This window comes from Metamycoplasma phocicerebrale, from assembly GCF_003383595.3.
GTDB classification, from domain to species: domain Bacteria; phylum Bacillota_I; class Bacilli_A; order Mycoplasmatales; family Metamycoplasmataceae; genus Metamycoplasma; species Metamycoplasma phocicerebrale.
Map to the genome: position 1 here is coordinate 523005 of NZ_CP033058.2, position 15047 is coordinate 538051.

Consider the following 15047-nt stretch of genomic DNA (forward strand, 5'->3'; position numbering starts at 1 on the left):
ATTAATTTAAAAGTATAAATAATTTATTATATATAAAGGAGATTGTTATGAAATTACATAATTTAAAAGCAACCCCAGGTGCTCGTAAAGAAAAACATCGTGTAGGTCGTGGACATGCAGCAGGAAAAGGAAAGCAAGCTGGTAGAGGACAAAGTGGTCAAACGAAAAGAAGTACAGTAAGACTAGGTTTTGAAGGTGGACAATTACCATTATTCAGAAGAATACCGAAACGTGGATTTAATAATGTTAACCATGTTGAATATCAAGTGATTAATCTAAAAGATTTAGAAGAAAGATTTTCTACTAATGATATAGTTTCGTATGAAACATTGACAGCAAAGAACTTAATTAAAGGAACTTTACCTGTTAAAATTTTAGGAAATGGGACTTTAAGTAAAAAATTAATAGTTCAAATTCCCGCTCTTTCACAATCAGCTAAAGAAGCTATTGAAAAAGTCGGAGGAAAAATCGAGGTTCAATAATGGCTAAAAAAACAAAATTAGAAAAGGATACATATAACAAAAGACTTGAACGTAAATTAGCTATTGACAAGTTTTTTGCGGAAAAACGTAATACTTGAACAGAGTGATGAAAAAATCATGATCTTTTTAAGAAGATCTTGTTTACTTTGTTCATTATTGCCCTTTTCTTAGCAGCTGGTACTATTACTTTACCAGGAGTCGAATTAGCTAATCAAAATAAATTGAACCAAGGTGATTTCTTTGGTATATTAAATTTAGTAGGTGGTGGAGGATTACGTAGATTCTCCATTGTTGCATTAGGAATAGGGCCTTTTATATCATCAAGTTTGGTAATGATGATATTACAAACTAAAGCATTCCCTGCTATTTATCGATTAAGTCAATCAGGCCCAATAGGAAGAATTAAAATCAATTTTATAACATATACAATAACATTCTTTTTTTCAATATTTCAAGCTATCTTAATTACAAGAGCACTTGTTAATCCTACAGATAATTTTGGAATTGTATTTTCTTCAAATTTATCAAAAATATTAGGAGCAAAAGGAGCTAGTGTATATCAATGATTTATAATTCCTTTGTTATTAGTTGCTGGATCATTTTTCTCATTGTTCCTATCTGAACAAATAACAAATAAAGGTGTAGGTAATGGTACTAGTTTATTAATTTTTGTTGGTATTGCTAGTGCTTTGGTTCCAACATTTAGACATGCTTTTGAATACTATATGCCATCAGTTAAAAATAATGGTTCAGTAGTTTTAAAAGAAACATTGGATTTTGTTGTTTATTTATTAGCTTATTTATTAGTAATATTTATTGTAACTATATTTTCTTTAGCAGAAAGAAAGGTTCCAATACAACAAGTTGGTGCAGGTCTTTCTAAGTCAGAAAAAGAATTGAGTTATTTGCCTATAAAAGCTAATCCGGCAGGAATTATGTCAGTAATTTTTGCTATGATGGTATTATCATTACCAACTATGATAGCAGGGTTATTTGATCCTAATACTAGTAGATATTATCAATGAGTTTATGCAAATCTTCAATTAACACAACCACTAGGTTTCTTCTTATTTGTAATTATTACATTTGGATTAACCATATTAATGGGTATACAACAATCTAAAATAGATAAAATAAGTGAAGATTTTGCAAAAAGTAGTACGTTTATTCCAGGAATTAGACCTGGAGAACAAACAGAAGATTATTTATTGAATACAGTTTTAAGATTATCTTTCTTTTCGGCTGGTTATTTAATAATTTTGGGGGCATTACAATTCATTCAACAAATGTTTGGCATGCCAGCTCCTATCGCTTTTGGTGGGACATCAATAATGATTCTTGTTTCAACAGCTACTGAAACCGTTCAACAAATTCAAGCAAGATATAAATCTCAAGAACTTGCAAGAAAAAGAAGAATGATAAAAGAATTAAAAGAAGTATATGGAGAGGAAGAAGATTTAATATGATAAATCAAGGTTTTAATGAAAAAGAAAACTGTAGATGCGAAGATTTTAGTAAACCTAATTTAATTTTTATAGGAGCCCCTGGAGCTGGAAAAGGTTCGATAGCTAGTTTAATAGTTAAAGAATTTGGATACTTTCAACTTTCAACTGGAGATATGTTTCGTCAAGAAATTAAAAATAAAACAGAATTAGGACTAAAAATAAAAAATATTTTAGATTCCGGAAAATATGTAGATGACAGTATAACTAATGAACTAGTTAAAAAAAGATTAAGTGATTTAGTTAAAAATAAAAAACCTTTTATTTTAGATGGATTTCCGAGAACAATTGATCAAGCGATTTTTTTAGAACAATTAAAAAAAGAAGGAATTGTTATTAATCAAGTTTTATTATTGGAAATTACAAAAGAACAAATTATAGAACGTTTATCAAAACGTAGAGTTTGTCCTTCATGTAAAAAAATATATCATTTAGATTCTTACCCTCCAATTGACAACAAATATTGCAAAAAATGTCATGCAGAAGTTATTAAAAGACCTGACGACGAAGCTGATGTTGTCTTAAAACGCTTAGCAATATATGATGAACAAACTAAATGTTTAATTGATTTTTATAAAGAAAAAAACTTGGTAGTTGCAGTAAATAGTTATCAAGAATTAAACAAAGTTTATGAAGATGTAAAGAAGGCTTTAAAATGATTAAAATAAAAAACCAAATGGAAATTGAAAAAATCAAAAAAGCCTGTGCTATCTTGGCAGAAGTTAAAACAATTTTGTGAGACTTTATAAGACCAGGCGTTTCTTTAAAAGAAATAGATAGTGTCGCTTTTAAAGAAATTAAAAAACGAAATGGAAAACCTGCATTTCTAGGACAATATGGATTTCCTGGAACTTGTTGTATTTCTGTTAATGAAGAATTAATTCACGGTATACCTTCTGATTATATAGTTAAAGATGGTGATATAGTTAAGATTGATACTGGAGTAATATGAGAAGGATATTATTCTGATTCCGCTTTTACAAAAGGTGTTGGCAATATATCTGAAAAAGATAAAGAATTAATTCAAGTAGCTAAAGACGCTTTTTATGCCGGCTTTAACGCAATTAAAGTTGGTAAAAGAATTGGAGATGTATCAGCTGCTATAGGAAACTATATCAGACAAAAAGGATATTATACTCCGGATGAATTTTGTGGTCATGGAATAGGAAGGGAGCTACATGAAGATCCATATGTGTTTAACGATGGCCTTCCAAATACAGGACCTATTATAAAAAATGGTATGGTTATATGCATTGAGCCTATGATCTTACAAAAATCAAAAAAAGTAATAATAAAAAAAGATAATTGAACTGTGATTGATCCATTAGGATACAATACATCTCATTATGAGCAAACAGTATTAATAGATAATGGAGAAGCATACATTTTATCAGGAGATAACATTTAATGGCAAGAGACGCAATTAGAATGAAAGGCAAGATTACCAAAATGCATTCAACAAAAGATTATGATGTTTTATTAGAAAACGGCATCGAAATTAAAGCATTTATTTCAGGAAAAATGTCCTTACATAATATAAGGATGATACCTGGCGACAGTGTTGATGTTGAATTAAGTCCATATGATATGACAAAAGGTAGAATTGTCTTCAGACATAAATAATTATTAAGGAGATTATTATGAAAGTAAGAGCTTCAATCAAGCGTATTTGCAAAGATTGTAAAATAATCAAAAGACACGGTGTTAATAGAGTAATTTGTATAAACCCAAAACACAAACAAAGACAAGGATAGAATATGGCTAGAGTTTTAAATATAGAAATTCCAAATAATAAAAAAGCTCGTATTTCATTAACATATATTTTTGGTATTGGTCCATCAATAGCTAAAAAAATATTAGCAGATGCCCAAGTTGACGGTGAAAAAAGAGTTAAAGATTTAAGTGAAGAAGAATTAACACGTATCAGAGATGAAGCTAAAAAATACACCACAGAAGGTGATTTAAAAAGAGAAATTAACTTAAATATCAAAAGATTAATGGAAATTAAATCATATCGTGGTATTAGACATAGAAAAGGATTACCAGTTCGTGGTCAATCTACAAAGAAAAATGCAAGAACAAGAAAAGGCCCAAGAAAGACTATTGCAGGAAAGAAAGGTAAATAATAATGGCTAAGAAAAATAAAAAAGTGGTTAGCCAAGGTGTTGCTCATATTCATTCAACATACCAAAATACAATTGTTTCTTTCTCAGATTTAAAGGGTAATGTTTTTGCATGATCATCATCAGGTGCAATTGGATATAAAGGCACAAAAAAGAAAACTCCATATGCAGCTGGTCTTGCTGCTGCTGCGGCAGTTGAAAAAGCTAAAGAATTTGGTTTAAAAGAAGTATCTATTTTAGTTAAGGGTGTTGGTCCAGGTAAATCAACAGCTCGTAAACAAATTGAAACAAGTGGTTTTAGCATTAAAGAAGTAAAAGATGTAACCCCTACTCCACATAATGGTACACGTCCTCCAAAGAAAATTCTTAAGAGAGCATAGAAATTATTAAAAAGGATAAAGAGAGGATATTATGGAAAAAATTCAAAAAATAACATATAAAGAATTAATTGCGGAAAAAGTTAATGATTTTAATACAACATTTGTAATTGAACCATTAGCTCGCGGCTATTCAAGTACAATGGGTACTGTTTTAAGAAGAACATTGTTGTCTTCGATAACTTCGGTAGCACCATTCGCAATTAAAATTAATAACGTTGAACATGAGTTTCAAACAATTGATGGTTTAAAAGAAGATGCTATTACTTTAGTTAGAAATATTAGAAATATTCGTTTTGTATATGAACCTGCTATTTTTGAAAATAATAATTTAGCAAAAGTTTCATTTAAAACCAACAAAGAAGGAGAAGTATATGCTTCTGACATTACTAATCTTTCTGGTTTAGAAATAGTAAATAAAGATCAATATATTGCTAACATTGCTAAAGGTGGTTCTTTAGAATTTGATTTGTTCTTAAGAACTGGACGTGGCTTTGTTGATTTTGAAGAAAATAAAAAAGTAATTAGTGAATATGGTCCAAGATTAGAATCAAGTATAGCAAAAGGTCAATTCTTAGCTATGGATAGTGATTTTAGTCCAATTAAAAAATGTGCAATTTTTTCGGAAGAATTAAATAGTTCATCTAAATTAATAGAAGAAAGATTAAAAATTAAAATAGAAACCGATGGCACATTGGAAGCAAAAGATGCTTTAGAACAAGCTGCAAAAATTATTGTTGCCCATTTCCAAATTATTGGTAATATAGATGCTTTAGAAACTATTAAATTATTTGATGATAATAAAGACAAGCAACAAAAAGATATTAAGGCTTCAATTTCAATAGAAAAATTAGGACTAACAATTAGATCACTAAATGCTTTGAAAAGAGCAAAATATAATACAGTTGACGAATTAATGAAACTTACAGATGAAGATTTATCTAATATTAAAAACTTGGGTAAAAAATCTATAGAAGATATCATTCAAAAGAGAAATGAATGATTAGAAAGAACAGGTCAAGAAGTAGAAAACAATGACGACATAATAGAATCATTTAATCAATTAAATAATCAACCAGAGGGAGATGAATAATGGCAAATCCAAAACAAGTATTTCGTAGAAATACAGAATGATGAAACCATGTGGAAAGATCATTGGTTACAGATTTATTAATTAATGGGCAATTAAAAACCACTTTAGAAAGAGCAAAAAGAATTAGATCAACAGCTGAAAAAATAATTACTTTAGGTAAGAAAAATACACTTGCTACTCGTAGACAAGCAGCTAAGTTTTTAAGACTTATTCCTTCAAAACATGAAAATAAAGATTCTTTACAATATTTATTTGATGTATTAGCACCAAAATATGCAAATAGAAATGGTGGATATACAAGAATTATTAAAATTAATAACCGTGCAGGCGATAATGCTAAGATGGCTATTATTAAATTAGTATAGGTTAGGAGAAAAAAATGGCTATAGTACCAAAGAGAAAAACTTCAAAACAAAGAAAACATTTAAGAAGAAGTCATCATGCTTTAGTTGCAACAACACTAGTTGAATGTAAGCATTGTAAACAATTAATTATTCCTCACCAAGCATGTAAATATTGTGGATTTTATAAAGAAGAAAAGGTTATTAAAAACGCTATTAACGATAAGATTAAATAATTTAGCTTAAGGATAACAGGTTTGCCTGTTATTTTTTTATTTTTTTTCAACACAATATAAAACTTTTTTATATAATAATAAGGCTTATTTTAATTTTTTAGTGCTTTTGAACTTCAATTTATAATAAGCAAATAGAATACACAAAAAAATATTAATTATTTTTAACTAAAAAAAATTAAATGTGTATAATACTAAATGTAGCAACTTTTTAATTGCTATGCTATATTGAGATAGTTCTTTGAAAACTGGATACGAATACCATAACGTCAATTTAATTTTAATTAAATAACAAAATAAAAAAACATAATAACCAAAATCAAATTTTTAAGAGTTTGATCCTGGCTCAGGATGAACGCTGGCTGTGTGCCTAATACATGCATGTCGAGCGAGGTTTCTTTTGAAGCCTAGCGGCGAATGGGTGAGTAACACGTGCTTAATCTACCCTTTAGATTGGAATACCTAATGGAAACATTGGCTAATGCCGGATACGCATGGAACCGCATGGTTCCGTTGTGAAAGGAGCTTTACAGCTCCGCTAAAGGATGAGGGTGCGGAACATTAGTTAGTTGGTAGGGTAATGGCTTACCAAGACTATGATGTTTAGCCGGGTCGAGAGACTGAACGGCCACATTGGGACTGAGATACGGCCCAAACTCCTACGGGAGGCAGCAGTAGGGAATATTCCACAATGAGCGAAAGCTTGATGGAGCGACACAGCGTGCACGATGAAGGTCTTCGGATTGTAAAGTGCTGTTATAGGGAAAGAACACTTGGTTGAGGAAATGCTTCCAAGCTGACGGTACCCTGTCAGAAAGCGATGGCTAACTATGTGCCAGCAGCCGCGGTAATACATAGGTCGCAAGCGTTATCCGGAATTATTGGGCGTAAAGCGTTCGTAGGCTGTTTATTAAGTCTGGAGTCAAATCCCGGGGCTCAACCCCGGCTCGCTTTGGATACTGGTAAACTAGAGTTAGATAGAGGTAAGCGGAATTCCATGTGAAGCGGTGAAATGCGTAGATATATGGAAGAACACCAAAGGCGAAGGCAGCTTACTGGGTCTATACTGACGCTGAGGGACGAAAGCGTGGGGAGCAAACAGGATTAGATACCCTGGTAGTCCACGCTGTAAACGATGATCATTAGTCGGTGGAGGATTCACTGACGCAGCTAACGCATTAAATGATCCGCCTGAGTAGTATGCTCGCAAGAGTGAAACTTAAAGGAATTGACGGGGACCCGCACAAGCGGTGGAGCATGTGGTTTAATTTGAAGATACGCGGAGAACCTTACCCACTCTTGACATCCTTCGCAAAGCTATAGAGATATAGTGGAGGTTAACGAAGTGACAGATGGTGCATGGTTGTCGTCAGCTCGTGTCGTGAGATGTTTGGTCAAGTCCTGCAACGAGCGCAACCCCTATCTTTAGTTACTAACGAGTCATGTCGAGGACTCTAGAGATACTGCCTGGGTAACTGGGAGGAAGGTGGGGATGACGTCAAATCATCATGCCTCTTACGAGTGGGGCAACACACGTGCTACAATGGTCGGTACAAAGAGAAGCAATATGGCGACATGGAGCAAATCTCAAAAAGCCGATCTCAGTTCGGATTGGAGTCTGCAATTCGACTCCATGAAGTCGGAATCGCTAGTAATCGCAGATCAGCTACGCTGCGGTGAATACGTTCTCGGGTCTTGTACACACCGCCCGTCACACCATGGGAGCTGGTAATACCCAAAGTCGGTTTGCTAACCTCGGAGGCGACCGCCTAAGGTAGGACTGGTGACTGGGGTGAAGTCGTAACAAGGTATCCCTACGAGAACGTGGGGATGGATCACCTCCTTTCTACGGAGTACACAATTGTTATGGAAAAATTATTTGTATCCAGTTTTGAGAGATTTATCTCTCTGTTCTTTGAAAACTGAATATCGACATTGAAAAATTAAATTATTAATATTTCAAAGTTTAGATCAACCTATAGAATATAAACATCTATAATAAAAAGACAAACAATAGGTCATACATAAAAATAAATAAAACTATTAAACAAGATAAGAGTTTTTGGTGGATGCCTTGGGTCTGGAAGTCGAAGAAGGACGTGATTACCTGCGATAAGCCTCGGTTAGCTGGAAATGAGCTGTGATCCGGGGATTTCCGAATGGGGAAACCTAATTGAGCTAATCCTCAATTATCATATCGATGAATCCATAGTCGAATGAAGAGACACGCTGTGAATTGAAACATCTCAGTAGCAGCAGGAAGAGAAAATAAAGAATGATTCCCTCAGTAGTGGCGAGCGAACGGGGAAAAGCCCAAACCAGCATTCGTTGCTGGGGTTGTAGGACTACATTTTAGAGTTACAAATTTTACATATAGCAGAATAAGTTGGAATGCTTAAACATAGAAGGTGAAATTCCCGTAAGCGAAATATGTAAATCTCTTTGTAGTATCCTGAGTAGGGCGGGGCACGTGAAACCCTGTCTGAATCTGCCGGGACCACCCGGTAAGGCTAAATACTAACCAGACACCGATAGCGAACTAGTACCGTGAGGGAAAGGTGAAAAGAACCCCGGGAGGGGAGTGAAATAGATCCTGAAACCAATTACTTACAGTTAGTCAAAGCCCGTTAATGGGTGATGGCGTACATCTTGCAGAATGGACCGGCGAGTTATGTCAACATGCAAGGTTAAGTGGATTAAAGCGAAGCCGTAGAGAAATCGAGTCTTAATAGGGCGCTTTAGTATGTTGATATAGACCCGAAACCAGGTGATCTACCCATGAGCAGGTTGAAACTTAGGTAACACTAAGTGGAGGACCGAACCGTAGTACGCTAAAAAGTGCCCGGATGACTTGTGGGTAGGGGTGAAATTCCAATCGAACTTGGAGATAGCTGGTTCTCTCCGAAATAGCTTTAGGGCTAGCGTGTAGTGTTAAGTGATGGGGGTAGAGCACTGAATATGGAATGGCGGCGCCTAGCCGTACTGACTATAATCAAACTCCGAATACTATCATGAATTACTATGCAGTCGGTACATCGGTGATAACGTCGATGCACGCGAGGGGAACAACCCAGATCGTCAGCTAAGGTCCCAAAATTGTGTTAAGTGAGAAAGGTTGTGGAATTTCTTAAACAGCTAGGATGTTGGCTTAGAAGCAGCCATCGTTTAAAGAGTGCGTAATAGCTCACTAGTCGAGAGGTTCTGTGCCGATAATTCAACGGGACTAAAACACAATACCGAAGCTACGGGCATGAAAATGCGTTAGGAGAGCGTTGTAAGGGCATTGAAGCCAGACCGTGAGGACTGGTGGAGCGCTTACAAGTGAGAATGCCGGTATGAGTAACGATTCAGAGTGAGAATCTCTGACGCCTATTGGGGAAGGTTTCCTGGGCAAGGTTCGTCCACCCAGGGTTAGTCGGGTCCTAAGACGAGGCCGAAAGGCGTAGCCGATGGACAAAAGGTTAATATTCCTGTACTTTCTATGAATGTGATGGAGTGACGGGGGAGGATAGTACTACCACTTATTGGATTGTGGGGTAAGTAGCAACTGGGTTGTGTAGGCAAATCCGCACAGCTTAACCGGGAACTACGATGCATAGTGAAAGGGCAACCAAGTAGCAAATTGGATGATTCCATACCTCTTAAAAAAGCTTCTAACTTAAGTTTATAGAAACCCGTACCGAGAACGGACACACGTCCCCAAGATGAGTATTCTAAGGCGAGCGAGAAAACCAATGTCAAGGAACTCTGCAAAATCATCCCGTAAGTTCGCAAGAAGGGATGCCCACCCTAAAAAGTGGGCCGCAGTGAATAGTAAGGGGGAACTGTTTATCAAAAACACAGCTCTATGCTAAGTCGTAAGACGATGTATATGGGGTGACTCCTGCCCAGTGCCCGAAGGTTAAGCAAAGATGTTAGCTATGCGAAGCATTGATGTGAAGCCCGGGTGAACGGCGGCCGTAACTATAACGGTCCTAAGGTAGCGAAATTCCTTGTCGGCTAAATACTGACCTGCACGAAAGGAGTAATTATCTCTTAACTGTCTCGACATTGGACTCGGTGAAATTATGGTTCCGGCGAAGACGCCGGAGACCCGCATCTAGACGAAAAGACCCCGTGGAGCTTTACTATAACTTCATATTGGAGTTTGATTTAACTTGTGTAGGATAGGTGGGAGACTATGATGCTTGGACGCTAGTTCAAGTGGAGTCATCGTTGAAATACCACCCTTGTTACGTTGAACTTCTAACTTGTTGCCATAATCTGGCAAGAGGACAGTGTGTGGTGGGTAGTTTGACTGGGGCGGTCGCCTCCTAAAGGGTAACGGAGGCGTTCAAAGTTACACTCAATACGGTCAGAAACCGTATTAAAGAGCATAAAGGTAGAAGTGTGATTGACTGTGAGACCTACAAGTCGAGCAGGTGCGAAAGCAGGACTTAGTGATCCGGCGGTTTCTTCGTGGAAAGGCCGTCGCTCAACGGATAAAAGCTACCCCGGGGATAACAGGCTTATCTTTCCCAAGAGATCACATCGACGGGAAGGTTTGGCACCTCGATGTCGGCTCATCGCATCCTGGAGCTGGAGTCGGTTCCAAGGGTTGGGCTGTTCGCCCATTAAAGCGGTACGCGAGCTGGGTTCAAAACGTCGTGAGACAGTTTGGTTCCTATCTGATGTGGGCGTTGGAATATTGATGAGAGCTACTCTTAGTACGAGAGGACCGGAGTGGACGCACCGATGGTGTGCCAGTTGTTCCGCCAGGAGCATAGCTGGGTAGCCAAGTGCGGCAGGGATAACCGCTGAAAGCATCTAAGCGGGAAGCCCCCTCAAAGATGAGTATTCCCTATTAAATTCCTTATAGACTATGAGGTTGATAGGCTGGAGGTGTAAGTGTAGTAATGCATTCAGCTGACCAGTACTAATAAATTGATTGGTTTAATAGTGATTCTATAGAAGTAATCTAAATTATTTATCGATATTCAGTTTTCAGAGAACAAAAAAATGCGATGAGCCTCAAAATGAAATCCTAAATTGGATTTTTTTTATTTTTTTAATAAATAAAATATTAGACTAAAAAAGTTATAAAATTTAGTTATAAATATAAGTTGCCAATTTTTCTTTAAGAAAGGTAAAAACGTGAATATTAAAAAATACAGAAAGATTTTTTTCAGTTTTAATTTATTATTAGACATTGTATTTGTTTTGTCATTATTTTTTATTTTTGTTTATATAAGTTGAACAAAAAAATATAATAGTCAGATTGAAAGTTTACCTTTTTCACCAAAATTAATTAAGGAAAAAATTTATTGAGAATATATTTATTCTATTTCATTTTCTTTAATTTATTTATCATTTTTATCATTACAAGTAACAAAATTCTCTATTCTTATTAAAAATAAAAACGGTTTTTTAAAAAGCCTATTCTCTTTATTTTTTATTAATAAATTAATTTTAATTAATGAAAATTCAAAAGTTAATAAATTAAATTTTATTTCTTTATTTGTTGTCTTAAATTTAGCATTAATTTCAATATTTATATCGGCAATTTTCAATATTATTTCTGATAGAATTCATTGAAGTTTTATTGTATTTTTTATTTATTTTATAACAATAATGATCATATACATCCCAATAGCTATTTGTTTTAATAAAAAAACACTTATAGAAAATAAAATAAAAAAACAAACATATAATGTTGAGTAATTGTAAAAATTTTAACAAAAATTTAATTATTTATTTGATCTTTAATTTTAAAAAAAGAAAAATAGGATAAGTTTTAAAATGAAATCCTTAATTGGATTTTTTTATTAACTTTTTAATGATAAAAAATATTAAAACTAAAAAAGATGTAGAATTATGATATAAAGGATATTGAAAAATAATAATATAAAATAGGGGTATTTTATGAAATTTAAAAATATTACAAAATTATTTATAGGCATACCATTAGTTGCTTTAACATCTCCCTTAATTTCTTTTAAGATAGAAAAAAAGGATGAATCAAATAAAATAGAAGAAAAAAATCTTAAATTCTTAATAGAAAGCGAAAGAAAAAATATTAACAAAATAACTGGAAAAGATAATAACTTAATTTTTTCAAAAATTATTTCTGATTTAGAAAATAGAAAAATATTACTATTGGTTTTTGACGATTGCAATTCTTTTGTGGACTTTGAAACCATGCAAACTTTAGAAATTAATTTTGAAAAATATAATTTAGACATTTTAAGAAAAAATGAAATATTCTACATATCACTTGGCCAATTATATTTTAAGCAAAAATTAAATGATTTTATATTTATTAATGTATTATCAAATAAAAAAATTAGAAAAGAAGATATTACTTTTTCTAAAGCAATAAATATTTTAGATTCTGAAATAAAAAATTTGAAACATAAAAATTTTAATGTTAGATCCAAAATAATTAAACAAAATTTTAAAAGTAATATTTCATATAGAAGCAAAGGAAACGATAAGGAATTTATTTGGCCATCTGCAAAATGAAAAGATTCTAGATATTTAGATGTATCTACACAGGTTCCTTATTCATGATGATTTGCTACAAGAAATTGAACCGATGCTTCAGGTTATGATCAATTGAATAATGATGGTTTATGTGAATATGTTGCTTTATCTCAACTACTTTTGTATACAGAATTATTTATTAGACCTAATATTTTTGATTATGACCAATATAATAATTATATATTAGAATCTAATTCAAACGATTTATATAAATCGTCTCCCTTGTTTAGATATCATTATTATAATACAGATTCAAATAAGAAAAGCTTAGCATATGATCTTTTTAAATTAGGAGGAGAGTATTTAAATTTAAAAACTGGAAATTATTATGAAATTATAGTTAATAAATTTATAAAATATAAAAATGTTTTGAATGATTTAGAATTTCCACACAAATTTGGTGGCTATTATAGAGCTTGACAATCTGTAAAAAACGGAACACCCGCTATATTAGGGGTAGCTACCCTTAGTGGTTTTAATCACGCTATGATTGTTTATGGATATGATGATGACTCAAATATGTTTTTAGCATCTAATTGTTTCGGAATACCGGAAGAAAATCGTATTTTATATTCTTATTATACAAAAGTGTGGGGATCATATTATTTTTCTATAAAATTAAAACAAGACAAGAAATTTAATAATTTTAGAAAAGCTTTTGTTTATAATGGAAATAAATATACTGGAAAAGAAATTGACAATTTATTATTAAATAACTAAATATATGAATGCCAAAAGATATAAAAAAATTTTTTTTAATTTTAATTTATTATTAAATGTTGTATTTATTTTGTCATTAGTTTTTATTTTTGTTTATATGAGTCTAGCAAAAAAATATAATAGTGAACTTGAAATTTTACCTCCTTCAGAAAAAATATTTAAACAGCGAATTCATTGAGAAAATACTTATCCTATTTCATTTGCTTTAATTTATTTTTCATTTTTATTATTACAAGTAACAAAATTCTCTATTCTTATTAAAAATAAAAACAGTTTTTTAAAAAGTTTATTTTCTTTATTTTTTATAAATAAATTAATCTTGATCAATGAAAATCCAAAAGTTAATAAATTAAATTTTATTTCTTTATTTGTTGTCTTAAATTTAGCATTAATTTCAATATTTATATCAGCAACTTTTAATATTATTTCTGATTGAATTTATTGAAGTTTTATTGTATATTTTATTTATTTTGTAACAGTAATGATTATCTATATCCCAATAGCTATTTGTTTTAACAAGAAAATTTTTATAGAAAATAAAATAAAAAAACAAATATATAATGTTAAGTAATTGTAAAATGAAATCCTTAATTGGATTTTTTTGTTTTTTTACTAAGAATTAAATTTATTTAACAAATATTAATAAATGTCTAAAATATTGAGTATATTAGATTAATAAAATCAAAAATAGGAAAATAAAAAAAATTCATAAAGAAATAAACGTTTGAAAGAGAAAAAATGCACTTATTGAAAATAATAAGTTATTTGAAGATTTGGATACCGGTGATGATAGTAAAGAACTTTATAATTTGTTTAAAGACTTTCAAAACTTAAAAATGACTTTTATTGCATCTATATTTAGTCAATATGATGCTATGTTTAGAATAAAACTTAATAAGCCAAAAAAGATACTTTCTAAACTTAGCGGTAAAAACTTTGATGATTATTTTTATTATTTTTTAATATTTAATTATGAAAATGTTGCTGTTAATGAACAAATTTTTAAAATACATGATTATTCATTTATATATAAAAATAGATTTTTTTTAAAAAATCAGCAATCTAAATAAAAAGCAAAATATCATGTTTTAAAATATTATTTTTAACAAAATTTTGGTAAAATTTTATTATTTTTTATATAGGAGAAAAGAATGAATAAAAAAACAATATATATAGCAGGCGGATGCTTTTGGGGAACTGAAGCATTCTTTAAAAAAATAAATGGAGTTTTAGATACAACTGTAGGTTATGCAAATTCCATTATAAAAAATCCTAATTATGAACAAGTTAAAACTGGAAATACAAACGCAGTTGAAACTGTAAAAATAATTTACAATGCAGATATATTAAGTTTGCAAGAAATAATTACTAAATTATTTTCAGTAATAGATCCTACAGCATTAAATTACCAAGGTGGAGATTATGGTACTCAATATCGAAATGGAATTTATTATGAGAATTTAGCTGACGAAGCTCAAATAAAAAAACTTTTAAATAAATTATCAAAATGTTATTCTAAACCATTGGCTACAGAATTAAAACAAATACAAAATTTTTATGAAGCCGAAGAATACCACCAAGATTATTTAGATAAACACCCGAATGGTTATTGTCATATAAAATTATCTTAAATAAGCAGATAAAAATAACACAA

16 protein-coding genes and 2 rRNA genes are annotated in these 15047 nt (G+C 31.8%); all 18 read left to right on the top strand.

Features of this window, described 5'->3' with window-relative positions:
- Positions 1–47 precede the first annotated feature (47 nt).
- The 18 genes from rplO (at position 48) to msrA (ending at position 15024) form a co-directional block, all read left to right on the top strand.
- Positions 48–482, top strand: a complete 435-nt coding sequence (gene rplO / locus DMC14_RS02175; RefSeq protein ID WP_116171595.1) for a 50S ribosomal protein L15 — start codon at positions 48–50, stop codon at positions 480–482.
- The gene (gene secY, locus DMC14_RS02180; RefSeq protein ID WP_116171596.1) at positions 482–1951 is read left to right on the top strand and encodes a preprotein translocase subunit SecY; all 1470 of its coding nucleotides are present in this window, start codon (positions 482–484) and stop codon (positions 1949–1951) included. Before rplO ends, secY begins: the two co-directional genes overlap by 1 nt.
- Positions 1945–2652: an adenylate kinase gene (locus tag DMC14_RS02185; protein ID WP_116171597.1), complete on the top strand. Its 708-nt coding sequence runs from the start codon at positions 1945–1947 to the stop codon at positions 2650–2652. Before secY ends, DMC14_RS02185 begins: the two co-directional genes overlap by 7 nt.
- Entirely contained in the window at positions 2640–3392 is a 753-nt protein-coding gene (gene map, locus DMC14_RS02190) for a type I methionyl aminopeptidase (protein ID WP_116171598.1), read from the top strand. The genes DMC14_RS02185 and map overlap by 13 nt, the downstream gene beginning before the upstream one ends.
- On the top strand, positions 3392–3607 hold the full coding sequence (infA, locus tag DMC14_RS02195) for a translation initiation factor IF-1 (RefSeq protein ID WP_116171599.1): 216 nt from the start codon (positions 3392–3394) through the stop codon (positions 3605–3607). Before map ends, infA begins: the two co-directional genes overlap by 1 nt.
- A 17-nt stretch (positions 3608–3624) precedes the next feature.
- Positions 3625–3738, top strand: a complete 114-nt coding sequence (gene rpmJ / locus DMC14_RS02200; RefSeq protein ID WP_002881082.1) for a 50S ribosomal protein L36 — start codon at positions 3625–3627, stop codon at positions 3736–3738.
- A gap of 3 nt (positions 3739–3741) precedes the next feature.
- Positions 3742–4110, top strand: coding sequence for a 30S ribosomal protein S13 (gene rpsM / locus DMC14_RS02205; protein ID WP_116171600.1), 369 nt, complete (start codon positions 3742–3744; stop codon positions 4108–4110).
- A 2-nt stretch (positions 4111–4112) separates the two neighbouring features.
- Complete coding sequence (gene rpsK, locus DMC14_RS02210) at positions 4113–4487, top strand: 30S ribosomal protein S11 (RefSeq protein WP_116171601.1); 375 nt, start codon at positions 4113–4115, stop codon at positions 4485–4487.
- 31 nt (positions 4488–4518) lie between these two features.
- On the top strand, positions 4519–5577 hold the full coding sequence (locus tag DMC14_RS02215; protein WP_116171602.1) for a DNA-directed RNA polymerase subunit alpha: 1059 nt from the start codon (positions 4519–4521) through the stop codon (positions 5575–5577).
- Entirely contained in the window at positions 5577–5942 is a 366-nt protein-coding gene (gene rplQ / locus DMC14_RS02220; protein ID WP_116171603.1) for a 50S ribosomal protein L17, read from the top strand. The genes DMC14_RS02215 and rplQ overlap by 1 nt, the downstream gene beginning before the upstream one ends.
- A gap of 14 nt (positions 5943–5956) precedes the next feature.
- Positions 5957–6154: a 50S ribosomal protein L32 gene (rpmF, locus tag DMC14_RS02225; protein ID WP_116171604.1), complete on the top strand. Its 198-nt coding sequence runs from the start codon at positions 5957–5959 to the stop codon at positions 6152–6154.
- Between the two features lie 320 nt (positions 6155–6474).
- Positions 6475–7997: ribosomal RNA gene (locus DMC14_RS02230) — 16S ribosomal RNA — on the top strand.
- A gap of 195 nt (positions 7998–8192) precedes the next feature.
- Positions 8193–11091, top strand: a 23S ribosomal RNA gene (locus DMC14_RS02235).
- Together the 16S and 23S rRNA genes form the textbook arrangement of a ribosomal RNA operon.
- A 193-nt stretch (positions 11092–11284) precedes the next feature.
- Positions 11285–11851, top strand: coding sequence for a hypothetical protein (locus tag DMC14_RS06285; protein ID WP_116171605.1), 567 nt, complete (start codon positions 11285–11287; stop codon positions 11849–11851).
- 201 nt (positions 11852–12052) lie between these two features.
- Positions 12053–13393: a putative cysteine peptidase gene (locus DMC14_RS06290; protein WP_116171606.1), complete on the top strand. Its 1341-nt coding sequence runs from the start codon at positions 12053–12055 to the stop codon at positions 13391–13393.
- A gap of 4 nt (positions 13394–13397) precedes the next feature.
- Positions 13398–13964, top strand: coding sequence for a hypothetical protein (locus tag DMC14_RS06295; protein WP_116171607.1), 567 nt, complete (start codon positions 13398–13400; stop codon positions 13962–13964).
- A 109-nt stretch (positions 13965–14073) separates the two neighbouring features.
- Positions 14074–14463 carry an MAG0920 family protein gene (locus DMC14_RS02255; protein ID WP_422385896.1) on the top strand — a complete coding sequence of 130 codons (390 nt, stop codon included), beginning with the start codon at positions 14074–14076 and terminating at the stop codon, positions 14461–14463.
- A gap of 81 nt (positions 14464–14544) precedes the next feature.
- Positions 14545–15024: a peptide-methionine (S)-S-oxide reductase MsrA gene (msrA, locus tag DMC14_RS02260; protein WP_116171609.1), complete on the top strand. Its 480-nt coding sequence runs from the start codon at positions 14545–14547 to the stop codon at positions 15022–15024.
- Positions 15025–15047: the final 23 nt, after the last annotated feature.